This is a genomic window from Actinocorallia aurea (genome assembly GCF_054783995.1).
The window spans coordinates 968,017-992,918 of record NZ_BAAGPQ010000002.1 but is presented as its reverse complement, the minus strand read 5'-3'; the positions used below and the strand labels follow the sequence as shown (position 1 = coordinate 992,918).

At 70.7% G+C, this 24,902-nt stretch carries 25 protein-coding genes and 1 tRNA gene; 20 read left to right on the top strand and 6 right to left on the bottom strand.

Translation table 11 applies throughout. The features are described from left to right. Positions 1–76: 76 nt before the first annotated feature. Positions 77–715, top strand: a complete 639-nt coding sequence (locus ACYVOM_RS04785) for a transglycosylase family protein (RefSeq protein ID WP_460301972.1) — start codon at positions 77–79, stop codon at positions 713–715. Between the two features lie 40 nt (positions 716–755). On the opposite strand, the gene ACYVOM_RS04780 is transcribed toward ACYVOM_RS04785, so the two are convergent. Continuing rightward, positions 756–2,054 (bottom strand): hypothetical protein, encoded by a 1,299-nt coding sequence (locus tag ACYVOM_RS04780; protein WP_460301971.1) that lies wholly within the window; start codon positions 2,052–2,054, stop codon positions 756–758. Continuing rightward, on the bottom strand, positions 2,051–2,566 hold the full coding sequence (locus ACYVOM_RS04775) for a SigE family RNA polymerase sigma factor (RefSeq protein WP_460301970.1): 516 nt from the start codon (positions 2,564–2,566) through the stop codon (positions 2,051–2,053). The genes ACYVOM_RS04780 and ACYVOM_RS04775 overlap by 4 nt, the downstream gene beginning before the upstream one ends. A gap of 74 nt (positions 2,567–2,640) precedes the next feature. Between ACYVOM_RS04775 and rsmA the strand changes: the two genes are divergently transcribed. The 3 genes from rsmA to ACYVOM_RS04760 all read left to right on the top strand — a co-directional run bounded on the left by rsmA (position 2,641) and on the right by ACYVOM_RS04760 (position 6,417). Beyond that, positions 2,641–3,534, top strand: a complete 894-nt coding sequence (rsmA, locus tag ACYVOM_RS04770; protein WP_460301969.1) for a 16S rRNA (adenine(1518)-N(6)/adenine(1519)-N(6))-dimethyltransferase RsmA — start codon at positions 2,641–2,643, stop codon at positions 3,532–3,534. Positions 3,535–3,603: 69 nt separating this feature from the next. Further along, positions 3,604–4,500, top strand: coding sequence for a 4-(cytidine 5'-diphospho)-2-C-methyl-D-erythritol kinase (locus ACYVOM_RS04765; protein WP_460301968.1), 897 nt, complete (start codon positions 3,604–3,606; stop codon positions 4,498–4,500). Between the two features lie 147 nt (positions 4,501–4,647). Then, positions 4,648–6,417 carry an ABC-F family ATP-binding cassette domain-containing protein gene (locus ACYVOM_RS04760; RefSeq protein ID WP_460301967.1) on the top strand — a complete coding sequence of 590 codons (1,770 nt, stop codon included), beginning with the start codon at positions 4,648–4,650 and terminating at the stop codon, positions 6,415–6,417. Between the two features lie 27 nt (positions 6,418–6,444). Here ACYVOM_RS04760 and ACYVOM_RS04755 read toward each other — a convergent pair whose 3' ends face one another. After that, positions 6,445–6,933: a MarR family winged helix-turn-helix transcriptional regulator gene (locus ACYVOM_RS04755; protein WP_460301966.1), complete on the bottom strand. Its 489-nt coding sequence runs from the start codon at positions 6,931–6,933 to the stop codon at positions 6,445–6,447. A gap of 79 nt (positions 6,934–7,012) precedes the next feature. Beyond that, a complete protein-coding gene (locus ACYVOM_RS04750; RefSeq protein WP_460301965.1) occupies positions 7,013–7,183 on the bottom strand; it encodes a hypothetical protein in 171 nt (56 codons plus the stop codon). A 551-nt stretch (positions 7,184–7,734) separates the two neighbouring features. On the opposite strand from ACYVOM_RS04750, the gene ACYVOM_RS04745 reads away from it, so the two are divergent. From ACYVOM_RS04745 to ACYVOM_RS04680, 14 genes are all read left to right on the top strand, one after another. Next, positions 7,735–8,736, top strand: a complete 1,002-nt coding sequence (locus ACYVOM_RS04745; RefSeq protein ID WP_460301964.1) for a hypothetical protein — start codon at positions 7,735–7,737, stop codon at positions 8,734–8,736. Positions 8,737–8,854: 118 nt separating this feature from the next. Further along, complete coding sequence (locus ACYVOM_RS04740; protein ID WP_460301963.1) at positions 8,855–9,607, top strand: methyltransferase domain-containing protein; 753 nt, start codon at positions 8,855–8,857, stop codon at positions 9,605–9,607. A 469-nt stretch (positions 9,608–10,076) separates the two neighbouring features. After that, entirely contained in the window at positions 10,077–11,009 is a 933-nt protein-coding gene (locus tag ACYVOM_RS04735; protein ID WP_460301962.1) for an acyl-CoA desaturase, read from the top strand. Positions 11,010–11,019: 10 nt separating this feature from the next. Then, entirely contained in the window at positions 11,020–11,751 is a 732-nt protein-coding gene (locus ACYVOM_RS04730) for a TetR/AcrR family transcriptional regulator (protein ID WP_460301961.1), read from the top strand. Positions 11,752–11,824: 73 nt separating this feature from the next. Continuing rightward, on the top strand, positions 11,825–12,454 hold the full coding sequence (locus tag ACYVOM_RS04725) for a TetR family transcriptional regulator (RefSeq protein WP_460301960.1): 630 nt from the start codon (positions 11,825–11,827) through the stop codon (positions 12,452–12,454). A 100-nt stretch (positions 12,455–12,554) separates the two neighbouring features. Then, positions 12,555–12,626 (top strand) — tRNA-Gln (locus tag ACYVOM_RS04720). Between the two features lie 164 nt (positions 12,627–12,790). After that, positions 12,791–14,278, top strand: a complete 1,488-nt coding sequence (gene glmU / locus ACYVOM_RS04715) for a bifunctional UDP-N-acetylglucosamine diphosphorylase/glucosamine-1-phosphate N-acetyltransferase GlmU (protein ID WP_460301959.1) — start codon at positions 12,791–12,793, stop codon at positions 14,276–14,278. Further along, on the top strand, positions 14,275–15,252 hold the full coding sequence (locus tag ACYVOM_RS04710; RefSeq protein ID WP_460301958.1) for a ribose-phosphate diphosphokinase: 978 nt from the start codon (positions 14,275–14,277) through the stop codon (positions 15,250–15,252). The genes glmU and ACYVOM_RS04710 overlap by 4 nt, the downstream gene beginning before the upstream one ends. A 243-nt stretch (positions 15,253–15,495) precedes the next feature. Further along, the gene (locus ACYVOM_RS04705; RefSeq protein ID WP_460301957.1) at positions 15,496–16,110 is read left to right on the top strand and encodes a 50S ribosomal protein L25/general stress protein Ctc; all 615 of its coding nucleotides are present in this window, start codon (positions 15,496–15,498) and stop codon (positions 16,108–16,110) included. 164 nt (positions 16,111–16,274) lie between these two features. Continuing rightward, positions 16,275–16,850, top strand: coding sequence for an aminoacyl-tRNA hydrolase (gene pth, locus ACYVOM_RS04700; protein ID WP_460301956.1), 576 nt, complete (start codon positions 16,275–16,277; stop codon positions 16,848–16,850). Positions 16,851–16,957: 107 nt separating this feature from the next. Further along, positions 16,958–17,752, top strand: coding sequence for an inositol monophosphatase family protein (locus ACYVOM_RS04695; protein ID WP_460301955.1), 795 nt, complete (start codon positions 16,958–16,960; stop codon positions 17,750–17,752). Position 17,753: 1 nt separating this feature from the next. Next, positions 17,754–18,659, top strand: a complete 906-nt coding sequence (gene cysD / locus ACYVOM_RS04690; RefSeq protein ID WP_460301954.1) for a sulfate adenylyltransferase subunit CysD — start codon at positions 17,754–17,756, stop codon at positions 18,657–18,659. A 26-nt stretch (positions 18,660–18,685) separates the two neighbouring features. After that, positions 18,686–19,939 carry a sulfate adenylyltransferase subunit 1 gene (locus tag ACYVOM_RS04685; RefSeq protein WP_460302350.1) on the top strand — a complete coding sequence of 418 codons (1,254 nt, stop codon included), beginning with the start codon at positions 18,686–18,688 and terminating at the stop codon, positions 19,937–19,939. 116 nt (positions 19,940–20,055) lie between these two features. After that, on the top strand, positions 20,056–20,634 hold the full coding sequence (locus ACYVOM_RS04680; RefSeq protein WP_460301953.1) for a dTDP-4-dehydrorhamnose 3,5-epimerase family protein: 579 nt from the start codon (positions 20,056–20,058) through the stop codon (positions 20,632–20,634). On the opposite strand, the gene rfbB is transcribed toward ACYVOM_RS04680, so the two are convergent. Next, positions 20,635–21,579 carry a dTDP-glucose 4,6-dehydratase gene (gene rfbB, locus ACYVOM_RS04675; RefSeq protein WP_460301952.1) on the bottom strand — a complete coding sequence of 315 codons (945 nt, stop codon included), beginning with the start codon at positions 21,577–21,579 and terminating at the stop codon, positions 20,635–20,637. A 27-nt stretch (positions 21,580–21,606) separates the two neighbouring features. Continuing rightward, a complete protein-coding gene (locus tag ACYVOM_RS04670; RefSeq protein ID WP_460301951.1) occupies positions 21,607–22,671 on the bottom strand; it encodes a glucose-1-phosphate thymidylyltransferase in 1,065 nt (354 codons plus the stop codon). A 246-nt stretch (positions 22,672–22,917) separates the two neighbouring features. Between ACYVOM_RS04670 and ACYVOM_RS04665 the strand changes: the two genes are divergently transcribed. Together ACYVOM_RS04665 and ACYVOM_RS04660 are read left to right on the top strand one after the other, a co-directional pair. After that, positions 22,918–24,120 (top strand): class I SAM-dependent methyltransferase, encoded by a 1,203-nt coding sequence (locus ACYVOM_RS04665; RefSeq protein WP_460301950.1) that lies wholly within the window; start codon positions 22,918–22,920, stop codon positions 24,118–24,120. Beyond that, the gene (locus tag ACYVOM_RS04660; RefSeq protein ID WP_460301949.1) at positions 24,117–24,890 is read left to right on the top strand and encodes a sugar phosphate nucleotidyltransferase; all 774 of its coding nucleotides are present in this window, start codon (positions 24,117–24,119) and stop codon (positions 24,888–24,890) included. Before ACYVOM_RS04665 ends, ACYVOM_RS04660 begins: the two co-directional genes overlap by 4 nt. Positions 24,891–24,902: the final 12 nt, after the last annotated feature.

Genomic DNA, 24,902 nt, shown 5'->3' with positions numbered 1-24,902 from the left:
GTGTTCGCACCTATAGGCTGCGGGTCTTGTGACCCGTAGTGCTCGGCATGCGGCCGGAAGACCTCCGTCCTTCGTCATGCCACTCCTAGCAACCGCTCTCCTGGTGGGTGTCGCCGCCGGGGGCTGGAACCTGTTCTCCGAGCCTCCGCAGGCGGCCCCGATCGCCCTCGCAGGGGACCGCGCGGAGCTGCCCTCGCAGAAGGACGTGCGCTCCCCGTACTCCCCCTCGGGAACCGGCGGAGGCGCCCCCGCGGCCCCCAGGTTCGAAGACGCCCCCGTGCTGCCCCCGATGGGCCTGCCCGGCGGACAGGCCGCGGGAGGGCCGGCCGCCGCGTCCCCGCGCGTCGCCGACGCCCCCCGGCCCGAGACGCCCGCGAAGGTCGACACCGGCGGAGGCGGCCCGCTCGCCCTGCTGAACCTCCCCAAGCTGCTGCCCAAGGAGGCGACCGAGCTCAACCTGCTGAACCTCCCCGTCGCCGACCTCAACTGGGGCGCCGTCGCCCGGTGCGAGTCGAACAACGACCCCGAGCTGATCACCACCAGCGGGCTGTACGGGCTCTACCAGTTCTCCCGCGAGGCCTGGGAGTCCGTAGGCGGCACCGGTCTCCCCGTCCACGCCTCCGCCGAAGAGCAGACCATGCGCGCCCAGATGCTCTACGAGCGCCAGAACGGCTGGACCACCACCTGCGGCGACCAGCTCTTCGCCAAGAACTGACCCCCGGGCCGCTCTCCTCGGGAGCGGCCCGGATCGATCGTCACTCGATGGCGGCGAAGTCGACGAACAGATAACCGTCGTCGGTGCGCTCGACGACGTAGCGGCTGAAGCGGCCGTCCTCCCTGCCGTGCAGGACGTCCGCGGTGGTGGCCGCGAAGGAGCCGGTGCGGCCCGACACCAGGTCCTTGACGAGGACCTGCGAGGTCGAGGTGCCCTGGAACAGGAACCGGTCGAGCACGGGCTCCGCGGACTCCCCGGAGTACCGGTTGAACGTGGGGCCGCCGGGCGTGTCCGACGCCGAGGTCGGGGTCGGCGACGTGATGGTGGCGGGGGTGGTCGCGCCCACGGCGTCCTTGGGAGGGCCAGGCGCCAGGTAGGCCGGATTCGGGACCGTCACCGAGCCGTCGCGCTTGCGGATCTCGTCCTTGCCCAGGCACCACACGACGCCGCAGATCCAGCCGGTGCCGCCGCCTTCGGGGAGCACCGCCGTGCGGGTCTCGCCGGTCTCGACGTTGCGGATGGTCGCGAAGACGGCCGGGGAGGACGGGTCGTTCAAACGGGCGACCCAGGGCCACTCGACGATCCGGTTCCCTGCGGGGGCCGCCTTCTCCGGCTCACCCGGCGTCTTCACGGGGCTGTCCGGCGACCAGGCCCGGGTGAAGACGCCCTCGGAGGTCTCCCAGTACAGGCGTTTCCCGTCCTCGGTGAAGCCGGCCCGGTGGCCGCTGGCGCCGCTCCCGTCCGAGTTGAGGATCGTGATCCTGCGGGAGGGGTCGGATCCGGAGCCGTCCGGAAGAGAGGCGATCGTCAGCTCGGAGGACCCCGACATCACGAATCGGTGCCACAGCACATGGCCGCGGGAGATCTCGGGAAGGGCGGGTCCCCAAGACAGGGGAGGCAGCGTCCCGACCTTGCCGGTCTCCGGCGTGTAGGCGGCGTACCGGGTCGGCTCGCCGGGGCCCGACCAGGAGATGAGCAGGCGGTCCATGTCGATGACGCTGATGAGGTCCCAGCCGTCCTCGACGCCCTCGGGCGGGACCGCCTTGACCCGGTGGACCGCTTTCGGCCAGAGCCTCTCGACCGGGACGGGTTCGGCGCTCGCGCCGTCGGAGGGCTGTACGGCAGGCCGGATCTCGTCCACGCGGTTCGGGTTGAGCACCCCCCAGCCGACGCCCCCCGCGAGGAGGACGGCGACCGCGGCGGCGGCGCCTAGGCGGGTGCGGCGGCGTTTGCGGGACCTGCGGGCGGCACGGTCGGCGAGTCCGGGAACGGGCTGGGGAGCGTCGCCGGCCTTGGTGGCGAGGGTCCTGGTGAGGGCCTGCTCCAGCGGGTCGGTCATCGGGGGCTCCCTTGCAGGTGCGGCTTGTAGGTTTCACGCAGTTTGTCCAGTGCGCGGCTCGCCTGGCTGCGGACGGTGCCGCGCGAGATGCCCAGCCGGGTGGCGATCTCCTCGTCGGAGAGGGCCTCGTAGTACCGGAGGGCGATCACCGCCCGCTGGCGCTTCGGGAGGGCCGTCAGGGCCTGCCAGAGGGCGTCGTCGGGCAAGGCGGGGTCGTGGTGGGCCCCGTCGGGGACGGTCGCGGTGAGCGTCTCGCGGCGGGTGCGCCGCCATATCGAGATGTGCAGGCGGGCCATCGTGGTGCGGACGTAGCCCTCGGGGTCGTCCTTGCGGACCACGCGGGCCCAGGACGTCCTGAGCCGCACCAGCGCCTCCTGGACGAGGTCGGCGGCGTCGTGCGGGCTCCCGGTGAGGACGTAGCCGTACCTGAGCAGCGCGGGCGCCCGGGAGGACACCCAGTGCTCGAAGTCCACGGGATCGCGCGGGACGCCGCCGGACGGGGGGTGATCCACGGCTGTCTCCTCTCTGTGCTGTCGAGAATCCGGACGCGACCGGGGGCCCGGCTGTTGCATGGGAGAATCGGGATGTGGGGGAGAACGACACGCCTGAGGGCACGCCAGAAGGAACGCCCGAAGGCGCGGCGCTGCTGGGCGCGGCCGACGTCCGGGAGATCGCCGCGGCGCTGGACGTGCGGCCCACCAAGCAGCTCGGCCAGAACTTCGTGATCGACCCCGGCACCGTACGCCGGATCGTCCGGGCCGCCGAGGCGGGCCCCGAGGACGTCGTCATCGAGGTCGGGCCGGGCCTCGGCTCGCTGACCCTGGCGCTGCTGCCGGAGGTCGCCCGGGTGACCGCCGTCGAACTCGACCCCGTGCTGGCGCGGGCGCTGCCGGAGACCGTCCGGGCCAGGGCGCCGAAGCTGGAGGAGCGCTTCGAGGTCGTCCATGGCGACGCGATGCGGATCACCGAGCTGCCCGGCCCGCCGCCCACCGCGCTGGTGGCGAACCTGCCTTACAACGTCGCCGTGCCCGTGGTCCTGCACCTGCTGGAGCTGCTGCCGTCGCTGCGCAGGGGCCTCGTCATGGTCCAGGCCGAGGTCGGCGACCGGCTCGCGGCAGCGCCCGGCAGCAAGATCTACGGGGTGCCTTCGGTCAAGATGGCCTGGTACGCCCAGGCCAGGCGGGCCGGGTCCGTCGGCCGGAACGTCTTCTGGCCCGCGCCCAACGTCGACTCCGCGCTCGTCGCCTTCACCCGCCGCGAGCCGCCCGCGACCGTGGCCTCCCGCGAGGAGGTCTTCGCGGTGGTCGACGCGGCCTTCGCCCAGCGCCGCAAGACCCTGCGGGCCGCGCTCGGCTCCTGGGCGGGCTCGCCCGCGATGGCCGAGGCGGCCCTGCGCGCGGCGAACGTCGACCCGATGGCGCGCGGCGAGATGCTGGACGTCGCGGCTTTCGCCCGGATCGCCGAGCACCGGATGGTGTGACGCGGCGGGCCGTACGCTTCGCGCAGCATGATCGACAGTCCCCGTTCCACCGTCTGAACCGAGGCCGTTATGTCCGTCACCGTCCGGGTCCCCGCGAAAGTCAACCTCCAGCTCGGCGTCGGCCCGCTGCGGGACGACGGCTACCACGACCTGGTGAACGTCTTCCACGCCGTGTCGCTCTTCGACGAGGTCACGGTGACCGAGGGGCCGGCGGCGGTCACCGTCGAGGGCGCGTCGATCGAGGGGGTGCCGGCCGGGCCGGACAACCTCGCGGCCCGCGCCGCGGCGCTGCTGGCCGCGCACCTGGGCATCGACGCGCAGGCCTCGATCCACATCCGCAAGGAGATCCCGGTCGCGGGCGGCATGGCGGGCGGCAGCGCCGACGCGGCGGCGGCCCTGCTGGGCTGCGCCGAGCTGTGGAACCCGGGCCTTCCGCTGAAGACCCTGATGGAGCTGGGCGGCAAGCTGGGCAGCGACGTGCCTTTCGCGCTCCTGGGCGGCACCGCCGTGGGCGTCGGCCGGGGCGAGGTCCTCACCCCGCTGACCACGATCGGCGAGTACCACTGGGTCTTCGCGCTCGCCGACGGCGGCCTGTCCACCCCTGCCGTCTACGCCGAGTGCGACAGGCTGCGCGCCGCCTACGAGGAGCACGCGGTCTGGCCGCACGAGTCGCCCGCGCTGGTCGCCGCGCTCGCCGACGGCGACGCCAAGGCGCTGGGCGCGGCCCTCACCAACGACCTCCAGCCCGCCGCCCTGAGCCTCATGCCCGCGCTCCAGCGCACCATCGCGGCGGGCCGCGGCTTCGGCGCGCTCGGCGCCCTGGTGTCGGGCTCCGGCCCCACCTGCGCCTTCCTGGCCTCCGACGCCGAGCACGCCGCCGACATCGCGGCGGCCCTGCGCGGCGCGGGCGTCGCCCGCGCGGCGGTGGCCGCCTCCGGCCCGGTGCCGGGGGCCACGGTGCTGTGATCCCCGCGGCGCCCGGCGGGCCTGAGGAACCGGTGGGCCTGAGGAAGATGACCGATTCCCGCGCAAGGCGGGGATCCGCCTACCCTGGGCGGGTCTGGAGACGAGCATGAGGCGCGCCCGCGCGGCGCGCCGGGGGACGACGGTCGAGTGAACCTGATCAATCTGGAGAACGTCAGCAAGGCCTACGGGCCCAAGCCGCTGCTGGACGGGGTGTCGCTGGGCATCGAGTCGGGCTGGCGGATCGGGATCGTCGGCCGCAACGGCTATGGCAAGTCGACGCTCATGAACATCATGGCGCGCCGCACCGAGGCCGACTCCGGGCGCGTCACCCACACCGGCGGGCTGCGCCTGGCCCTGCTCGTCCAGCGCGACGAGTTCGGCCCGGACGAGACGATCAGGTCGGTCGTGCTGGGCGACCGGCCCGAGCACGAGTGGGCCGGCGACGCCGCGGTCCGCGACATCCTGTCCGGGCTGCTCACCGGGCTCGACCTGGAGACGCCGCTGGCGGGCATGTCCGGCGGCGAGAAGCGGCGGGTGTCCCTCGCCGCCCTGCTCGTCCCGGAATCCGATGTGATCATGCTGGACGAGCCCACCAACCACCTCGACATCGAGGCGATCACCTGGCTGGCCCGCCACCTCAAGGGGCGGCGCGAGGCCCTCGCGGTCGTCACCCACGACCGGTGGTTCCTCGACGAGGTCACCGACCGGACGTGGGAGGTCGTCGACGGTCGCGTCGAGCGTTACGAAGGCGGATATTCCGCTTACGTCCTGGCGAAGGCCGAGCGGATGCGGATCGCCGACTCGGCCGAGGCCAAGCGGCAGAACCTCATGCGCAAGGAACTGGCCTGGCTGCGGCGCGGCCCGCAGGCCCGCACGTCCAAGCCCAAGTTCCGGGTCGACGCCGCGCAGGCGCTCATCGCCGACGTGCCCCCGCTGCGCGACAAGGTCGAGCTCACCAAGTTCGCCACCGCACGCCTCGGCAAGACCGTCTACGACGTCGAGGACGTGTCCGTGGAGCTGGCCGGGAACCCGGTCTTCCAGCACATCACCTGGCGGCTCGGCCCCGGCGACCGGATCGGGCTCGTCGGCGTGAACGGCAGCGGCAAGACGACCATGCTGCGGCTGCTCTCGGGCACCGTCCAGCCGGACACCGGAAGGGTCGTCCGCGGTAAGACGGTCGCCTTGGCGCACCTGTCGCAGGAGCTCGCCGAACTCGACCCCCAGCGGCGCGTGCTGGAGTCCGTCGAGGAGATCGCCCGGCGGATCACCGTGGGCAAGCGCGAGTGGACGGCGGGCCAGCTCCTCGAAAGGCTCGGTTTCAAGGCCGACGCCCAGTGGAAGCCCGTCGGAGACCTCTCCGGAGGCGAGCGGCGCAGGCTCCAGATCCTGCGGCTGCTCATGGCCGAGCCCAACGTCATGCTCCTCGACGAGCCCACCAACGACCTCGACATCGAGACGCTCACCGAGGTCGAGGACATCCTCGACGGCTGGCCCGGCACCCTCGTCGTCGTCAGCCACGACAGGTACTTCCTGGAGCGCGTCACCGACACCGTGTACGCGCTGCTGGGCGACGGCACCGTGCGGATGCTCACCGGCGGCGTCGAGGAGTACCTGGACAAGGTGGAGGCCGGCACCGTGTCCGCGGTGCGGTCCGCCGCGCCTTCGGCCGCGCCCGCGCAGGCGGCGCCCGCCAAGCCGGTCCAGCAGGCGAAACTGGACTGGAAGACGCAGAAGGAACTCGACCGCCTTGAGCGTCAGCTCGACAAGCTCACCAAACGCGAAGCGGAACTGCACGGCCAGATGGCCGACGCGGCCACCGACCACGAGCGCCTTCTCGACCTCGACGCGAAGTTGAAGGCCGTCCTCAGCGAGAAGGACGAGGTCGAAATGGCCTGGCTGGAACTGGCCGAAGGCTGACGCCCGCCCGCCCCTCCGCGTCGACGGCTACAGGTCGAACGGGACGAGGAGGGTGCGCAGGAGGGCGGCGAGCCGCTCCTGCTCGGTGTCGCTGAGGGCGGCGAGGAGTTCGCGTTCCCGGTCGATCAGATCGGAGAAGGCGGCGTCGACCCTGGCCCTGCCGACGTCGGTGAGCCGGACCTGCACGCCGCGCTTGTCGGCCGGGTCCGGGTGCCGCTCGACCAGGCCCGCGGCGGTGAGGCGGTCGATCCGGTTCGTCATCGTGCCGGAGGTGACGAGGGTGGCGCGCAGGAGCTGGCCGGGATTGAGCTGGTACGGGGGTCCGGCGCGGCGCAGCGCGGTGAGGACGTCGAACTCCCACGACTCCATCTCGTGGGCGGAGAAGACGGCTCTGCGGGCGCGGTCCAGGTGCCGGGAGAGCCGCGAGACCCTGCTCAGCACGTGCAAAGGCTGGACGTCCAGTTCGGGGCGTTCCGTCCGCCATGCGGACACCAGCCGGTCGACCTCGTCCTCCATGAGTGAACCCTACCTGTATCTCGACATCAAGACACCGGTCGGTCCTGGGTTGATCGCCTTCCGCGCGGATCGGCCCGGGTCACTCGATGCCGTCGAGCTCCTCGAGAAGGCGTTCAAGGCGGGACGAGGCGTCGCGCGTGATCGACTCCGCGGAGCCCTTGAGGTAGCCCGCCGCGGTCATCGCCTCCCGCATGGCCTCCTCCATCAGGCCGACGGCCAGCCCGAAGGGGATCACCCGCTCGTCGTCCATGGATCGCTCATGCCTCCTCCTGTTCGGTGGACCGCCTGCCATCCGCGCCGCGGGGCCGGTGCGGGCTTTCCGCCGAGCCGGGCGCGGGGTTCATCTTCCCGGTAAGAAACCCCGTCTGTCAGCCATGTCGGAAAAAAGTCAAGAGCCCGTGGATTGCGCGTCGTGTCGGGGGTGCTGCGCCGTCTGGTCACTATTGTTCGGAGATATCCTCTACGTCATGCCTGCAACTCCCAGGCCGACGATTGCGGCCGAGGCCCTCGGTCGGAACGGCGATTTCGAGGTTGTCCACAGGCGTTCCGAAGGCGTCGCCGCAGGAGCACTACGGTGACGGCATGGTGAATTCGGGGAATCGCGAGCGGCGTCGGCCATTCCTGCCCGGCGTCGGTTGGTGATGGCCCGCGGTATTCGGGGGGCGTTAAGGAACGGCTCTCGGCAGGCGGTTTCGACGTATGGGTAAGGCCTGTTCGGCAATGTCGGAGATGATCGTTTGCTGAGGGATCTTGTGGTCTAGGGTCCTGGGCGTCAGGTGTGCGGTGGTGGAGGGATGTCGGATGAGATCGCGGAGAGCGGGGCGCGCCTTGTGGGCGGCCGGGGCGGCGCTGGCGCTGCTGGTGGGGATGGCCGGGGCCGCGGAGGCGAAGCCCACCGGGTGGCGGTTCGAGGGAACGGCGGGTGCCGAGGTCGCGGTGCCCGGCGGATGGTCGGTGAACGACTACGGGTGCGGGATGAGCGAGAAGCCCACGCTCGTCCGCGCGCCCGGTGCCGTGAACCTCTGCCTCACCCAGGAGAGCGCGCGCAAGGAGGTCGCGCTGCTCGGGTACCAGGAGGAGGTCGAGTGGATGGACCAGGTCGAGCCCCTCAAGGGCGACCCGGTCACGACGAAGGTGTCGGGGGTGGCCGCGGAGCGGCTGGAGAAGCGGCTGCCCGACGGCAGGTACGCGGGGCGGATCTCGATCCCGTCGCTCGGGCTGGTCCTCGTGGTGCGCACTCTCAACGAGACCCGCACCCGGCACGTCCTGGACGGGCTCCGGCTGGTGAAGACGGACGTGAACGGGTGCGCGACACGGAGTAAGAAGCTCAAGGCCGGAGGGGTGAAGGGCGCGAAGCTCGTTCCGGTGTCTCCGGCGTCGGTCGCGGTCTGCTATTTCGCTGGCGGGGTGTACGACGACCCCGACTACCGCGCGGAACTCAAGAAGCACGGGCTGGCCATCAACGCGTCCTTCCGGGTGCGCGGGGCCAAGGCGCGGCGGTTGGCCGCGGCGCTCAACAAGGCGCGGCGCGGCCCGAACAAGGACGTGCCCGCGTCCCAGTGCTCCGGCGGCCGGCCTGTGGTCCCCGATCTGGCGCTGGTCTTCCGCAACAAGGCGGGCCAGAGGATCGGCACGGTCTTCGCGACTTTCCAGAGCTGCAAGGGCCGCGGCTTCGACAACGGAGCGCGCAAGGCGAAGGTCACCGAGAAACTGATGTTCAGGCTCATGGACCCCTTGCACATCGGCTACAGCTGGTCGGCCCTTCCGGCAACGCGCCGACCACCGCTCCGGCCGATCGGCTGACCGACCGCCGAGAGTGCCACGGTTCCTGGGCGACCGGGCGGGGCGGCCGGGAGATGTGCCGAGTCGGGGCCGCGAGCGTCTTGACGTCGAGACAAATGTGTTGCCATTATGTATCTCGATGTCAAGACAAGCCTGGGATCCGGCGCAGTACGGCCTGTTCTCCGCGGAGCGGAGCAGGGCGTTCTTCGAGCTGGCCGCCAGGGTGCGGGTGAAGGACCCGCACCGGGTGGCCGACCTGGGCTGCGGCGACGGCGCCCTCACGGCGACTCTCGCCGACCGCTGGCCCGCCGCCCGCGTCGAAGGCGTCGACTCCTCGCCCGAGATGATCGAGGCGGCACGGCGCCGGCAGGTCCCCGGCCTCACCTTCGCGCAGGCCGACCTCGCGGAGTGGGCGCCCGACCTTCCTGTCGACGTCATTGTGTCCAACGCGGCCTTGCAATGGGTGCCGGGACACGTCGCACTGCTCGGCCGCCTGCTGGACCACCTGGCACCCGGCGGCGTCCTCGCCTTCCAGGTGCCCGGAAACGCCGGCGCGCCCAGCCACACGATCCTGCGGGAACTCGCCGCCGAACACGGCGCCCCGCAGGAATGGCAGGAAGTCCTCGAACCCGAGGGCTACCTGGCGGCCCTCGCCGGACTCGGCTGCGAAACCGACGTCTGGGAGACCACCTACCTCCAGGTGCTGCACGGCACCGACCCCGTCGTCGACTGGATGAAGGGCACCGCGCTGCGGCCCGTCCTCGCCGCGCTCGACGACCCGGAAGACTTCCTCGCCGCCTACGCGGCGAGGCTGCGGGAGGCCTACCCGCCCACCGGCCACGGAACGGTCTTCCCGTTCCGGCGGATCTTCGCGGTGGCGCGCAAGGCCTGACAACCGAAGACGAGGTGCCGCCCGCAGTGGGAGGAAAGCGGCTAAACGTTCCCCTGCGGTGCTGCCGACTCCCAGAGCGGGCGGCACCTACCCGATGAGGCGGCTCACCTCGCCGCCACCCACCCCGGCTCCGAACCAAGAGCCGGGACCCGGCCGGCAGCCGCGCGGACAACCTCCCGCGGCTCGCCGGCTCTCTCGCTTTCTGGGTGGGTCCGGGGTGGGCTTCGGTGGGGGTGGGTGTTATTTGAGTCTGGGTGTCATTTTGGGGACCCGGGTGCTGATCATGGGGTGGGGAGAGAAATTCGACGGCGGTTTCGACTTCGGGATTGACCAGGGTTCACAGGGATCGGTGAATGCGGGTTCACCTGGCGTCTTCGTTATTTTGCAATCCGGAGACTTCCGGCCTTACGAGACCGTAGGTTACGGTGGCGTAGCAACCGCCCGCCCATCCCGGACGAGAGACGAGCACGTGACCGCTACTCCCATCGCCGGCGCCGCACCGCTGAGCGACCTGTCAGACAGCCGCAACGGTCTCAAGCACAAGATCCTCGTCGCGATCTTCACCGGCGTGCCGTTCCTGGCCCTGCTGGCCGCCGTGCCGCTCGCCTGGGGCAGTTTCCTCGGCTGGACGGACGTCGCGATCACCGCGGTCTTCTATTTCCTGTCCGCGGGCGGGATCACCGTCGGCTACCACCGCTACTTCACGCACGGCTCCTTCAAGGTGGGCCGCCCGATGCGCATCGCCCTCGCGATCGCCGGAGGGCTGGCGATCGAGGGGCCGGTGCTGAACTGGGTCGCCGACCACCGCAGGCACCACAAGTTCTCCGACAAGGAGGGCGACCCGCACTCGCCGTGGAAGTACGGCGACAGCGCCGCGGCCCTCTTCAAGGGTCTCGTCTGGTCGCACTACGGCTGGCTGTACGCCGCCAAGGCCACCAACGTCGACAAGTACGCCAAGGACCTCAAGGCCGACCGCGACCTCCTGTGGATCCACAACAACTACGGGCTGCTCGTCACCGCGACCTTCCTGGTGCCCGGCGCGATCGGCGGCCTCGTCACCTGGTCGTGGGCAGGGTTCTTCACCGCCCTCTTCTGGGCCGGTTTCGTCCGGGTCTGCCTGGTCCAGCACGTCACCTGGTCGATCAACTCCATCTGCCACACCTTCGGCGACACCCCCTTCGCGTCCCGCGACCAGTCCCGGAACGTGTGGTGGCTGGCGATCCCGTCGCTGGGCGAGTCCTGGCACAACCTGCACCACGCCGACCCCACCGCAGCCCGCCACGGCGTCGGCAAGGGCCAGTTCGACATCAGCGCGCGGACCATCTGGATCTTCGAGAAGCTGGGCCTCGCCCGGGACGTCCGTTGGCCGAGTCCCGAGCGGCTGGACGCCAAGCGAGCCTAAGGTCTAGTCCATGAGCGACTCCCGAAGACGGCGCATGTCCGGAAGCGAACGGCGGGAGCAGCTCCTCGGCGTCGGCCGGGAGCTGTTCGCCGCCCGCGGCTTCGACGGGACGTCGGTCGAGGAGATCGCGGCGAAGGCCGGCGTGTCCAAGCCCGTCGTCTACGAGCATTTCGGCGGCAAGGAAGGGCTGTACGCCGTCGTCGTCGACCGGGAGATGGAGCGCCTCCAGTCCCTCGTGACCGCGGCGCTCACCACGGAGGCCGGCTACCGGCGCAAGCTGGAGCTGGCCGCCCTGGCGCTGCTGGAGTACATCGAGGAGAGCACGGACGGGTTCCGCATCCTGGTCCGGGACTCCCACGCCGCCTCAGGGGTGGGCGGCTACGCCAGCCTGCTGTCGGAGATCGCGGGCGAGGTCGAGTACCTGCTGGCGCGCGAGTTCGATCTCCACGGGCTGGACGAGAAGTCGGCGCCGATGTACGCCCAGATGCTCGTCGGGATGATCGCGCTCACCGGCCAGTGGTGGCTGGACAGCCGTCGGCCGCGCCGTGAGGACGTCGCCGCGCACGTGGTGAACCTCGCCTGGAACGGCCTGTCGCACCTGGAGCCGAAGCCGACCCTCGACCCCCGCCGCAGGGCCAAGGAGCGCGAGAAGGCCGAACGCCGCCAGGAGAAGGACCGCGCCCGCGCCGAGAAGGCCCTGGAGAGGGCCCGCCGCAGACACCCGGTCCCCGGCCCCTCCTAGCCGCCCGGTCCCGCACCGGCTCGGCTCCGGACCGGCCCGCGGCCGAGGGCGCACGCGACCATACGATGGCGTGATGGCGGAGCGGCGCAAGAGGATGACGGGCAAGGAGCGGCGGGAGCAGCTGATCGAGATCGGGCGCGCCCTGTTCGCCGAGCGCGGCTTCGACGGGACCGCCGTGGAGGAGATCGCGGCGAAGGCCGGCGTGTCGAAACCCGTCGTGTACGAGCATTTCGGCGGCAAAGAGGGGTTGTACGCCGTCGTCGTGGACCGGGAGATGACCAGCCTGCTCGGCATGGTCACCCAGGGCATGTCCGACGGTATCCACTACCGGGGCAAGCTCGAAGGGGCGGCCCTGGCGCTGCTGGAGTACATCGAGGAGAGCACGGACGGGTTCCGCATCCTGGTCCGGGACTCCCACGCCGCTTCCGGGACGGGCACCTTCGCCAGCCTGATCAGCGACATCGCCACCCACGTCGAGTACCTCCTCGCCGACGAGTTCGAGAAGCACGGCAGGGACGGCCGCCTGGCCCCGATGTACGCCCAGATGCTCGTCGGGATGGTGGCCATGACGGGCCAGTGGTGGCTGGAGGTGCGCAGACCCCGCCGCGAGGAGGTCGCCGCCCATCTGGTGAACCTCGCCTGGAACGGCCTGTCCGACCTGGAGCCGGAACCGCGCCTCCGCCCGCGATCGCGCCGCAGGTGATCGCCGGGGCGGGGCGGCCCGGCCGCTCGGCCCGGGAAAGGGAGTGCGAGGGTCGCACCTCGGACCGGTATCGTGTGCCTCAGCCGCGTCTGCGCGGCGATCCGGCGTGGTGTAATCGGCAGCACTAGGGTTTTTGGTGCCCTCTGTTCAGGTTCGAGTCCTGGCGCCGGAGCCGGTTCTGTGTGCTCTTGTGGGGCCGCCGGTGCGGGTGGTCCTCCGGTCGGGCGGTACTCTTTGTTCATGTCAGGTGGGTTACGCCCTGGCGAAGCTTCTCCACCGCCTCCCAAGGTCCGGGAGCGGTCACGTCGAGCGTCGTCCCGCCCGCACACGTCCGCCATGAGACACCGCACAGTCCCGTCCGCGAAGCCCAGGAGCCACTCTGTGAGCCCGGCCGCAGTCATCGTCCTCGCCGCGGGCGAGGGCACCCGGATGAAGTCCCGGACCTCGAAGGTCCTCCACGAACTCGGCGGCAGGAGCATGCTCGGGCATGTCCTGGCCGCCTCCCAGACCCTGCTTCCCGAGCGGCTGGTCGTCGTCGTCGGACACCGCCGCGAGCAGGTGGTGGCCCATCTCGCCGCGATCGCGCCCGACGCCGTACCGGTCGTCCAGGAGACGCAGGGCGGGACCGGCCACGCGGTCCGCACCGCTCTGGAGGCCTCGGGGCCGCTCGCGGGCACCGTGGTGGTCACCAACGGCGACCACCCGCTGATCACCGGCGAGACCCTCCAGGGCCTGGTCGCCGCGCACGAGCGGGACGGCAACGCCGTCACCGTCATGACCACCGACGTGCCCGACCCCACCGGATACGGCCGCATCGTCCGCGGCGCGGACGGCTCGGTCACCGGCATCGTCGAGCACAAGGACGCCTCCGAGGCCGAGCGGGCGATCGCCGAGATCAACGTCGGCATGTACGCGTTCGACGCCGCGCTGCTGGACGGCGCGCTGAAGCGCCTCACCACCGACAACGCGGGCGGCGAGGAGTACCTCACCGACACGCTCGGCATCCTGCGCGGCGACGGCCACCGGGTCGGCGCCTCGAAGGTCGCCGATTGGATCGAGACACAGGGCGTCAACGACCGGGTCCAGCTCGCGGCGGCCCGCCGGCAGCTCAACGACCGGATCCTGGAGCGCCTCATGCGCGAGGGCGTCACGGTCGTCGACCCGCAGACCGCCTGGGTGGACGTGCAGGTCCGGATCGAGCAGGACGTCACCCTCCTTCCGAACGTCCAGCTGCACGGGGGTACCGTGGTCCGCGCCGGAGCCGAGGTCGGCCCGGACACCACGCTGACCGACACCGTCGTCGGCGAGGACGCGCGGGTCTTCCGCACCGTGGCCGAAGGGGCCGAGATCGGCCCCGGGGCGTCGGTGGGACCGTTCACCTATCTCCGCCCGGGCACCCGCCTGGCCCACAAGGCCAAGGCCGGGACGTTCGTGGAGATCAAGAACTCCGAGATCGGGGAGGGGTCGAAGGTGCCGCACCTGGCTTACGTCGGGGACGGGACCATCGGCACCGGCTCGAACATCGGGGCCGGCTGCGTCTTCGTGAACTACGACGGCGTCGCCAAGCACCGCACCGTCGTGGGCGACCACGCCCGCGTCGGCAGCGACAACATGCTCGTCGCCCCCGTCACCATCGGGGACGGCAGCTACACAGCGGCCGGATCGGTGATCATCAAGGATGTGCCGCCCGGGGCCATGGCCGTGGCCCGCGGGCAGCAGCGCAACGTTGAGGGCTGGGTCGAGCGCAAGCGCGCCGGGACTCCCGCCGCGGAAGCGGCGAAACGGGCGCGTGAGAACAACACCCAGGAGGGGGACGACAAGTGAGCGGGATCAAAACACAGTCCGTGAGGAAGCTGATGCTCTTCTCGGGCCGGGCTTACCCGGAGCTCGCCAAGGAGGTCGCCGAGAACCTCGACTGCGAGCTGGTGCCGACGGCTGCCTACGACTTCGCCAACGGCGAGACGTTCGTACGGTTCCTGGAGTCGGTCCGGGGCAGCGACGCGTTCGTGATCCAGAGCCACACGGCTCCGATCAACCAGTGGATCATGGAACAGCTGATCATGGTGGACGCCCTGAAGCGCGCGAGCGCCCGGCGCATCACCGTGGTCGCGCCGTTCTTCGGCTACGCCCGGCAGGACAAGAAGCACCGCGGCCGCGAACCGATCTCCGCGCGCCTCATGGCCGACCTGTTCAAGACCGCGGGCGCCGACCGGCTCATCACCGTCGACCTGCACACCGCGCAGATCCAGGGCTTCTTCGACGGCCCCGTCGACCACCTGTTCGCCCTTGAACTGCTGGCCGACCACGTCGCGAACACCCTCGACACCTCGCAGGTGACGGTCGTCGCGCCCGACGCGGGCCGCGTCCGCGTCGCCGAGCGCTGGACCGACCGCCTCGGCTGCCCGCTGGCGATCATCCACAAGCGCCGCGACCCGCTGGTCGCCAACGAGGTCAAGGTCTTCGAGGTCGTCGGCCAGGTCGAGGGCCGCACCTGCGTCATCGTCGACGACATGATCGACACCGGCGGCACCATCGTGAAGGCCGCCGAGGCGCTGTTCGAGCAGGGCGCCGCCCGCGTCGTCGTGACCGCCACCCACGGTGTGCTGTCCGGCCCTGCCGTGGACCGCCTGAAGAACTCCCGGATCTCCGAAGTGGTGCTCACCAACACCCTCCCGATCCCGGCCGACAAGCAGTTCGACAAGCTCACCATCCTGTCGATCGCGCCCCTGCTGGCCAGTGCCATCAACGAGGTCTTCCACGACGGCTCCGTCACCTCCCTCTTCGACGGCGAAGCGTGATCTCGACCTGACCGTCGGGCGCCGCGGCGCCCGACGGTCAGGCGGCGGGTCGGCACAGTCCCCACCCCGGGTCCGCTAAGGTCCCGCGATCGGCTATTCTTTATGGACCGTGTGCGCCTCATGCTGCGCGGCATGCCCGAATAGACCGGGTCGCCTGTGCCGGAGATGCGCCGAGACGCCCTACGGAGGGCCGAGGTCTTACAAGCGTTCAGTTCTTACGAGTTTCCTTCAAGGAGTTTCGCCGTGTCCGAGGTACGCATCGCCGCCGAGCCGCGCTCCGAGTTCGGTAAGGGTGCCGCCCGGCGCACCCGTCGCGCCGGGAAGGTGCCGGCCGTTCTCTACGGGCATGGCACCGACCCGCAGCACATCACCCTTCCGGGCCACGAGCTCATGCTCGCCCTGAAGACGCCGAACGTGCTCCTGCGCGTCTCGGGTCTGTCCGGCGGCGAGGAGCTCGCCCTGCCGAAGGACGTGCAGCGCGACCCGCTGAAGGGCTTCCTGGAGCACGTCGACCTGCTGCTGGTCAAGCGCGGCGAGAAGGTCACCGTGGACGTCCCCGTCACCCTCACCGGTGACGTCGTCCCGGGCGGCCAGCTGGCGCAGGAGCTCACCGTCATCTCGATCGAGGCCGAGGCCACCCACATCCCGACCGAGATCACCGTCGACCTGTCGGCGCTGGCCGAGGGCACCTCGGTGCTGGTCAAGGACCTCACCCTGCCCCGCGGCGCGACCGTCGCCGGCGACGAGGAGGCCCTGGTCCTCCAGATCACCGGCGTCCAGGAGGTCGAGGTCGAGGGCGAGGCGACCGAAGAGGCCGTCACCGAAGAGGCCGCCGAAGAGGCCCCGGCCGCGGAGTAATCGCGCCGAGCCCCTCGAAGAGGAGCTTCCCGAAGGCCCCGGAACGCCCTGTGCGTCCCGGGGCCTTCGGCTCTGGCGGCGCCCGCCGACCGGACGCGCGGGGCCCCGGGAGGTCTCGAAGAGGACACAATGGCCGGGTGTGGTTTCGCAGAAGGGTGAGCGCGGTGGCTGAGGAGACGTGGCTGGTGGTCGGGCTCGGGAATCCGGGGCCGAAGTACGAGGCCACCCGGCACAACGCGGGCGCCATGGTAGTCGATCTGCTCGCCGAGCGGACGGGTGGGAGGTTCAAGGCGCACAAGTCGCGGTGCGACGTGGTCGAGGGCCGTCTCGCGGGGGTGCGCGCGGTGCTGGCCAAGCCCCGTTCGTACATGAACGAGTCGGGCGGCCCGGTCAAGGCGCTGCGCGACTTCTACAAGATCCCCGACGAGCGCCTGCTGGTCGTGCACGACGAACTCGACATCGATTTCGGCGCGGTCCGGCTGAAGCAGGGCGGGGGTGACAATGGCCACAACGGGCTCCGGTCGATCACCCGCTCGCTGGGCTCGAAGGAGTACCTGCGCCTGCGGTTCGGGGTGGGCCGCCCTCCGGGCCGGATGGACGCGGCGGCGTTCGTCCTGAAGGACTTCGCCGTCGCCGAGAGGCGAGAGCTCCCTTACTTCCTGGACAGAGCCGCGGACGCCGCCGAGGCAGTCCTCACCTCGGGGCTCGCGACAGCGCAGAACACCTTTCACGCGCCGTAACGGGCAGCACCGGCCAAGCCGGACGAAGCGCTTTTACCCATCCAATTCTCATGCCCAGGTTCCGGATTCCCGAAACAAGATCAATTTTGGCGGGATACCCTGGACCGATGACGGTTGATGACCACGACGTTGCCGAAGATCTCGCGACGCGTGCCGGCGAGGTGCTGCTCGCGCTCCGTGCCGAGCACGGATTCGCCGACGGGCCGGCCCTGAAGAAGGCCGGCGACCTCGGCTCGCACGAGTTCCTCATGGCCGAGCTGGCGGCGATCCGCCCCGCCGACGCCGTGCTGAGCGAAGAGGGCAAGGACGACCACGCGCGGCTCGCCGCCGAGCGCGTCTGGATCGTGGACCCCCTCGACGGCACCCGCGAGTTCAGCGAGGAAGGGCGCGACGACTGGGCCGTCCACGTGGCGCTCTACGAGAAGGGCGCCCTGGCGGCCGGCGCCGTCGCGCTGCCCGCGCAGGGCCGCACCCTCAGCACCCGCCCCGGCTCGCCGCTCCTGGCCGATCTGACGGCCCGCTTCGCCGCCGCTCCGGCCGGCATCCTGGCCAGGACAGCCCCCGTCCGCATCGTGGTGAGCCGCACCCGCCCGCCCGCGGTCGTCGAGCAGCTGCGCGAGCACCTGCACGCCGACGGATATGCCACGGAGCTCGTCCCGATGGGCTCGGCCGGCGCGAAGATCGCCGCGGTGCTCCTCGGCGACGCCGACGTCTACGTGCACGCGGGCGGCCAGTACGAGTGGGACAACGCGGCCCCGGCCGCCGTCGCGCTCGCCGCGGGCGCCCACGCCAGCAGGATCGACGGCGCTGAGCTGCGGTACAACGCAGAGGACCCATACTTGCCGGATATCCTTGTGTGCCACCCCGCCCTCTCCGATTTGACCTTGGCTGGAGTTCGCTGACATGCAATACCTGATGTCCCAGCTGGACGTCCTCGAAGCCGAGTCGATCCACATCATCCGGGAGGTGGCTGCGGAGTTCGAGCGTCCGGTGCTGCTGTTCTCGGGTGGTAAGGACAGCATCGTCATGCTGAGGCTCGCCGAGAAGGCGTTCGCGCCCGCCCCCATCCCGTTCCCCGTCATGCACGTGGACACCGGCCACAACTTCGACGAGGTCATCGAGTACCGGGACAAGCGCGTCGAGGAGCTGGGGCTCCGCCTGATCGTCGCCTCCGTCCAGGACGCCATCGACAAGGGCCTGGTCGTCGAGCAGAAGGGCCGGCGTGCCTCCCGCAACCAGCTCCAGACGGTGCCGCTGCTGACGGCGATCGAGGAGCACGAGTTCACCGCAGCGTTCGGCGGCGCCCGCCGCGACGAGGAGAAGGCCCGCGCCAAGGAGCGCGTCGTGTCCTTCCGCGACGAGTTCGGCCAGTGGGACCCGAAGAACCAGCGGCCCGAGCTGTGGAACCTGTACAACACCAAGATCCACCGTGGTGAGCACGTCCGGGTCTTCCCGCTGTCCAACTGGACCGAGCTGGACATCTGGGACTACATCCGGCGCGAGGAGATCGAGCTCCCGTCCATCTACTTCGCGCACACCCGCACGGTGTTCGAGCGCGACGGCATGCTGCTGGCCGACCTTCCCCCGGCCAACCGCGGCGAGGACGAGCCCGCGTTCGAGGCGATGGTGCGCTACCGGACCGTCGGTGACATCTCCTGCACCGGCGCGGTGAAGTCCGCGGCCGTCGGCCTGGACGAGGTCATCGAGGAGATCGCCGCGACCCGCGTCACCGAGCGCGGCCAGACCCGCGCCGACGACCGGGCGTCCGAGGCCGCGATGGAAGACCGCAAGAAGGAAGGCTACTTCTAATGTCCGCCGCTCCCACCCAGCCGCGGATGGACATCCTCCGCTTCGCCACCGCGGGCTCCGTCGACGACGGCAAGTCGACCCTCATCGGCCGTCTCCTCTACGACTCGAAGTCGATCTTCGAGGACCAGTTGGAGGCCGTCGAGAAGACCAGCGCCGACCGCGGCGAGGAGTACACCAACCTCGCGCTGCTCACCGACGGCCTGCGCGCCGAGCGCGAGCAGGGCATCACCATCGACGTGGCCTACCGCTACTTCGCGACGCCCCGCCGCAAGTTCATCATCGCCGACACCCCCGGGCACACCCAGTACACCCGGAACATGGTCACCGGCGCCTCGACCGCCGACCTCGCGATCATCCTGGTGGACGCGCGCAAGGGCATCCTGGAGCAGTCCCGTCGGCACGCGTTCCTCACGACGCTGCTGCGGGTGCCGCACCTCGTCGTCGCGGTGAACAAGATGGACCTCGTGGACTACTCGAAGGACGTCTTCGAGAAGATCAAGGACGAGTTCACCGAGTTCGCCTCCAAGCTCCAGATCGGCGACCTCACCTTCATCCCGATCTCGGCGCTGAACGGCGACAACGTCGTCGAGCGGTCGGTGAACACCCCCTGGTACGACGGCTCCAGCCTGCTGCACCACCTGGAGCACGTGCACATCGCCTCCGACCGCAACCTGGTCGACGTGCGCTTCCCGGTCCAGTACGTCATCCGGCCGTACAAGTCGACCGACCCGGCGCTGCACGACTACCGCGGCTACGCGGGCCAGGTCGCGGGCGGCGTGCTCAAGCCGGGCGACGAGGTCATGCACCTCCCGTCGGGCCTGACCAGCACGATCACCCACATCGAGGGCCCGAACGGTCCCGTCGAAGAGGCCTACTCGCCGATGTCGGTGACGATCCGGCTCGCCGACGAGATCGACATCTCGCGCGGCGACATGATCTGCCGGCCGAACAACAAGCCGAAGGTCGCCCAGGACATCGACGCGATGGTCTGCTGGATGAGCGAGGCGCGCTCCCTGACGCCGCGCAGCAAGCTCGTCCTCAAGCACACCACCCGCACCGCGCGCGCCATGGTGAAGGACCTCCACTACCAGCTGGACGTCAACACCCTGCACCGCGACGAGACGGCGACCGAACTCGGTCTCAACGAGATCGGCCGGATCACCCTCCGCGTGACCCAGCCCCTCTTCGTCGACGAGTACAACCGCAACCGCATGACCGGCGGCTTCATCCTCATCGACGAGGCCACCAACGGCACCGTCGCCGCAGGCATGATCCTCTAGCGCGAACCTAAGGCGGGCGCCCCACCGGGATCGATCCCGGTGGGGCGCCCGTTCGGTTTTCGGCCGGAAGTGGTCCGGGGTTCGTGGGCCGAGGGGGCGCGTGCGACGCTGGCGCGGTGGAGGAACTGGGGCTCGCGGGGGCTTATCTGTACACGCCCAAGATTCACGGGGACGATCGCGGGATCTTCCTCGAATGGTTCCGGGAGGACGTCCTCGCGCCGACGGGGCACCGGCTCGCGCTCGCGCAGGCGAACTGCTCGGTGTCGGCCAAGGGGATCCTGCGCGGGGTGCACTTCGCCTCGGTGCCGCCCGGCCAGGCCAAGTACGTGACGTGCGTGAGCGGGGCGGTGCTCGACGTCGCGGTGGATCTGCGGGTCGGGTCGCCCACGTTCGGGCAGTCCCGGACGGTGCGGCTGGACGGGGAGGGCCGGCAGGCCGTGTTCCTCGCCGAAGGGCTCGGACACGCCTTCCTGTCGCTCACCGACACCTCCACGGTCGTCTACCTGTGTTCGGCGCCCTACGACCCCGTCAACGAGCACGGCGTGCACCCGCTCGACCCCGCGCTGGGAATCGACTGGCCGGAGGCGGCGCCGCTGCTGTCGCCGAGGGACGCCGCCGCGCCGACGCTCGCCGAGGCGCGCGAGCGCGGCCTGCTCCCGGAGTACGCCGAGTGCGAGCGCTGGTACGCGCGCTGATCAGGCTTTGAGCGGCTCCCACCAGGCGCGGTTCGCCCGGTACCAGGCGATCGTCTCGGCCAAACCCTCGGCGAACGGGACGCGCGGGGCGTAGCCGAGGGCGCGGAGCCGGGCGTCGGACAGGGAGTACCTGCGGTCGTGGCCCGGCCGGTCGGCGACGGGCGCGACCCGGTCCCAGCCGAGGCCGAGCGCCTCCAGCAGCCGCGCGGTCAGCTCCTTGTTCGTCAGCTCCGCGGTTCCCGCGATGTGGTAGACCTCGCCGGGCGTGCCCTCGGCCAGGGCGACGTCTATGCCCCGGCAGTGATCGGCCACGTGGATCCAGTCGCGGACGTTGCCGCCGTCCCCGTAGAGCGGCACGTCGAGGCCGTCGAGGAGGCGGGTGACGAAGAGCGGGATCACCTTCTCCGGGTACTGGTACGGGCCGTAGTTGTTGCCGCAGCGCGTCACGATGACGGGCAGGCCGTGGGTGCGGTGGTAGGCGAGCGCCATCATGTCGCCGCCCGCCTTGGAGGCCGAGTAAGGGGAGCGGGGGGACAGGGGCGCGTCCTCGTCCCAGGAGCCTTCGGCGATGGAGCCGTAGACCTCGTCGGTGGACACCTGCACGACGCGCGGCACGCCCGCGTCGAGGCAGGCCCGCATGAGCGCCTGGACGCCCAGCACGTTGGTGTGGACGAACGCGGACCCATCGGTGATCGAGCGGTCCACGTGCGATTCCGCGGCGAAGTTCAGCACCGCGTCGTGCCCCGGCACGAGGTCGGCGAGGAGCCGGGCGTCGCAGACGTCGCCGTGCACGAACCGGATCAGGGAGGCGACGTCGGCGAGGTTGGCGAGATTGCCCGCGTAGGTGAGCCGGTCGAGGACCGTGATGTCGTGCTCAGCCGCGTGCGCGCGGACATAGTGCGAGCCGATGAACCCGGCCCCTCCGGTGACGAGTAGCCGTGCCATCCGGCCCCTTCCGAGTGGTCGCTGGTGTCAGGAGCTGATCTGGACGCGGCTGTGGTCGCCCAGGACGAGGCGGTGCGCGCTCGGCACGCGCGGCGCGGGCGTCACCTCGGCGTGCCGGCCGATCAGCGAGGCCTCGACCCGCCGCACCCCGCGCACCGACGCGCCGCGCAGCACGATGGAGTACTCGATCTCGCAGTCGGCCAGCACGCAGTCGCGGTCGATCGAGGTGAAGGGGCCGACATAGGAGTTCTCGACGAGCGTGCCCGCGCCGATCACGGCGGGGCCGACGATCCGGGAGCCGGTGACGCGGGCGCCGGGCCCGACGGCGACGCGGCCGATGAGCTCGCTGTCCTGGACCGCCCCCTCGACCTGAGGCCGCAGCGACTCCAGCACCAGCCGGTTCACCTCCAGCATATCCGTGACGTTCCCGGTGTCCTTCCAGTAGCCGGAGATGATCTCCGACCCGACCGGCAGGCCCGCGTCGATGAGGCCCTGGAGGGCGTCGGTGATCTCCAGCTCGCCGCGCGCCGACGGCCTGAGCGCCGCGACCACGTCGTGGACGGCCGGGCTGAACAGGTACACGCCGACGAGCGCGAGGTCGCTGCGCGGCACGGCGGGCTTCTCCTCCAGGCGGACGAGCCGGCCCGCGGCGTCAAGTTCGGCCACCCCGAACGCGGACGGGTCGGCGACCTTGGTGAGCATCACCTGGGCGGCCGGGCGCTCCCGCCGGAACCGCTCGATCGGGCCCTCGATCCCGCCGACGACGAAGTTGTCGCCGAGGTACATGGCGAAGTCTTCGTCGCCGAGGTAGCCGCGGGCGATCAGGACGCCGTGCGCGAGCCCGAGCGGCGCCTCCTGCCGCAGGTAGGTGACGTCGAGTCCGAACGCGGAGCCGTCGCCGACGGCCTCCCTGATCTCCGCCTCGGTCTCCCCGACGATGATCCCGGCCTCGGTGATGCCCGCCGCGGCGATCGCCTCGAGCCCGTAGAAGAGGACGGGTTTGTTGGCGACGGGCACGAGCTGCTTGGCCGAGGTATGGGTGATGGGACGCAGCCGCGACCCCGAGCCCCCGGCGAGTACAAGCGCCTTCAATCCGCCCCCCTGCGTGCGAATGCCACGAAGACTATTTATTTTCCGGCGGCCAGCGTATAACTCCTATAGTCGCTTCACAGGGGGCGAACCGGGGGTGGTCGCGGTTTTAGCGATGATCTTGTCTATTTCTGCATATGGCCATTTTCGGCCAATCCTTGACTTCTTGGAATTCCCCTCCTCCCGCCGCGGCGACGCACCGCGCGCGGACGATCCGGCATCCGTGAAACCGGCCCTGGAGTACGAGACGTGAACTGCCGCCTGTGCGGATCATCCCGGTTGGAGAGCGTGGTCGACCTCGGCGCCACGCCGCCCTGCGAGCTGTTCCTCACCCGCGAGGCGCTCGACGCACCCGAACCGACCTACCCCCTGCACCTGCGCCTGTGCGCGCAATGCCTGCTCGCCCAGATCCCGCCGCTCATCACCCCCGAGGACACGTTCACCGAGTACGCCTACTTCTCGTCCTTCTCCACCTCGTGGGTGGAGCACGCGCGGAGGTTCGTGGACGCGGCGCTGGAACGCACGGGCGCGGAGTTCGTGGTGGAGGTGGCCAGCAACGACGGCTACCTGCTCCAGCACGTCGTCGGACGGGGCGTGCGGTGCCTGGGCGTGGAGCCGTCGGCCAACGTCGGCCAGGCCGCGCGCGACAGGGGTGTGCCGACGGTGACGGAGTTCCTCAGCGAGGAGACCGGCCTTTCCGTCCGCGCCGAGCACGGGCCCGCCGGGCTCGTCGTGGCCAACAACGTGTACGCGCACATCCCGGACGTCATCGGCTTCACCAAGGGGCTGCGCGCCCTCGTCGCCGACGACGGATGGGTCTCGATCGAGGTGCAGCACCTGCTCACGCTCATCGAGCTCAACCAATTCGACACGATCTACCACGAGCACTTCCAGTACTACACCGTCGCCTCCGCGCAGCGGGCGCTGGCCTCGGGAGGCCTCGTCCTCGTCGACGTCGAACTGCTGCCCACGCACGGCGGGTCGCTGCGGCTGTGGGCGCGGCCCGAGGGCGAGCCCGGACCGCGCGTCGCCGAGGCGCTGGCACGGGAGAAGGCCGCGGGGCTGCACGAGCTCAGCGGCTACACGGCGTTCGCCGAGCGGGTCGCCCGGGTGCGGCGCGACCTGCTGCGCTTCCTCGTCCAAGCCGCCGACGAGGGCAAGACCGTCGTCGGGTACGGGGCGCCCGGCAAGGGCAACACCCTGCTCAACCACTGCGGCGTCCGCCCCGACCTGCTGGCCTACACCGTCGACCGCAACCCCTACAAGCACGGCCGCTACACGCCGGGCACCCGCATCCCGGTGCTGGCGCCCGAGCGGATCGCGGCCGACCGGCCCGACTACGTCCTGGTCCTGCCGTGGAACCTGCGCGAGGAGCTGACGGAGCAGCTCGCGTACGTCCGGGAGTGGGGCGGGCGTCTCGTGTTCCCCATACCCTCCTTGGAGATCGTGTGAAGGTCGTCCTGTTCTGCGGCGGGTTCGGCACCCGCATGCGCACCGGCACGCCCGGCGACGCGCCCAAGCCGATGCAGCTCGTGGGCCCCCGCCCGCTCATCTGGCACGTCATGCGCTACTACGCGCACTTCGGGCACACCGAGTTCATCCTCTGCCTGGGCTTCGGCGCGCACCACCTGAAGGACTTCTTCCTCAACTACCAGGAGACGACCTCCAACGACTTCGTCCTGCGCGGCGGGAAGGTCGAGCTGATGTCCACCGACATCAGCGACTGGTCGATCTCCTTCATCCAGACCGGCCTGGAGTCGCCCATCGGGGAGCGGCTGCGGCGCGTGCGCGAACACCTCGACGGCGACGAGATGTTCCTCGCCAACTACGCCGACGTGCTCACCGACGCCCCGCTCCCGGAGCTGATCGAGAACTTCGCGGCCAGCGACGCGGGCGCGTCGATGATGGTGGTGCCGCCCGCCGAGACGTTCCACTGCATCGAACTGGGCGAGGACCGGCGGGTCGGCGGGATCACCCCGGTCTCGGAGATGCCGCTGTGGGTCAACGGCGGCTACTTCGTGCTCCGGCAGGAGGTCTTCGACCACATCCCCGAGGGCGGCGACCTGGTCGCGGACGGCTGCGCGGGGCTCGCCAAGTCGGGGAGGCTCCTGGCCTACCCCTACCGCGGCTACTGGAAGCCGACCGACACGGTGAAGGAGCGCATGGCGCTTGACGAGGCCTACTCGCGCGGAGAGCGTCCCTGGGCGCTCTGGGAGAGATGAACCGGTCCCTCA

Bases quoted from the DNA above. Each gene is read 5' to 3' on its own strand.
- ACYVOM_RS04785 (WP_460301972.1), top strand. From the start codon at position 77: ATGCCACTCCTAGCAACCGCTCTCCTGGTGGGTGTCGCCGCCGGGGGC.
- ACYVOM_RS04780 (WP_460301971.1), bottom strand. From the start codon at position 2,054: ATGACCGACCCGCTGGAGCAGGCCCTCACCAGGACCCTCGCCACCAAG.
- ACYVOM_RS04765 (WP_460301968.1), top strand. From the start codon at position 3,604: ATGTCCGTCACCGTCCGGGTCCCCGCGAAAGTCAACCTCCAGCTCGGC.
- ACYVOM_RS04755 (WP_460301966.1), bottom strand. From the start codon at position 6,933: ATGGAGGACGAGGTCGACCGGCTGGTGTCCGCATGGCGGACGGAACGC.
- ACYVOM_RS04750 (WP_460301965.1), bottom strand. From the start codon at position 7,183: ATGGACGACGAGCGGGTGATCCCCTTCGGGCTGGCCGTCGGCCTGATG.
- ACYVOM_RS04745 (WP_460301964.1), top strand. From the start codon at position 7,735: ATGAGATCGCGGAGAGCGGGGCGCGCCTTGTGGGCGGCCGGGGCGGCG.
- ACYVOM_RS04740 (WP_460301963.1), top strand. From the start codon at position 8,855: ATGTCAAGACAAGCCTGGGATCCGGCGCAGTACGGCCTGTTCTCCGCG.
- ACYVOM_RS04730 (WP_460301961.1), top strand. From the start codon at position 11,020: ATGAGCGACTCCCGAAGACGGCGCATGTCCGGAAGCGAACGGCGGGAG.
- ACYVOM_RS04725 (WP_460301960.1), top strand. From the start codon at position 11,825: ATGGCGGAGCGGCGCAAGAGGATGACGGGCAAGGAGCGGCGGGAGCAG.
- glmU (WP_460301959.1), top strand. From the start codon at position 12,791: ATGAGACACCGCACAGTCCCGTCCGCGAAGCCCAGGAGCCACTCTGTG.
- ACYVOM_RS04695 (WP_460301955.1), top strand. From the start codon at position 16,958: ATGACGGTTGATGACCACGACGTTGCCGAAGATCTCGCGACGCGTGCC.
- cysD (WP_460301954.1), top strand. From the start codon at position 17,754: ATGCAATACCTGATGTCCCAGCTGGACGTCCTCGAAGCCGAGTCGATC.
- ACYVOM_RS04685 (WP_460302350.1), top strand. From the start codon at position 18,686: ATGGACATCCTCCGCTTCGCCACCGCGGGCTCCGTCGACGACGGCAAG.
- rfbB (WP_460301952.1), bottom strand. From the start codon at position 21,579: ATGGCACGGCTACTCGTCACCGGAGGGGCCGGGTTCATCGGCTCGCAC.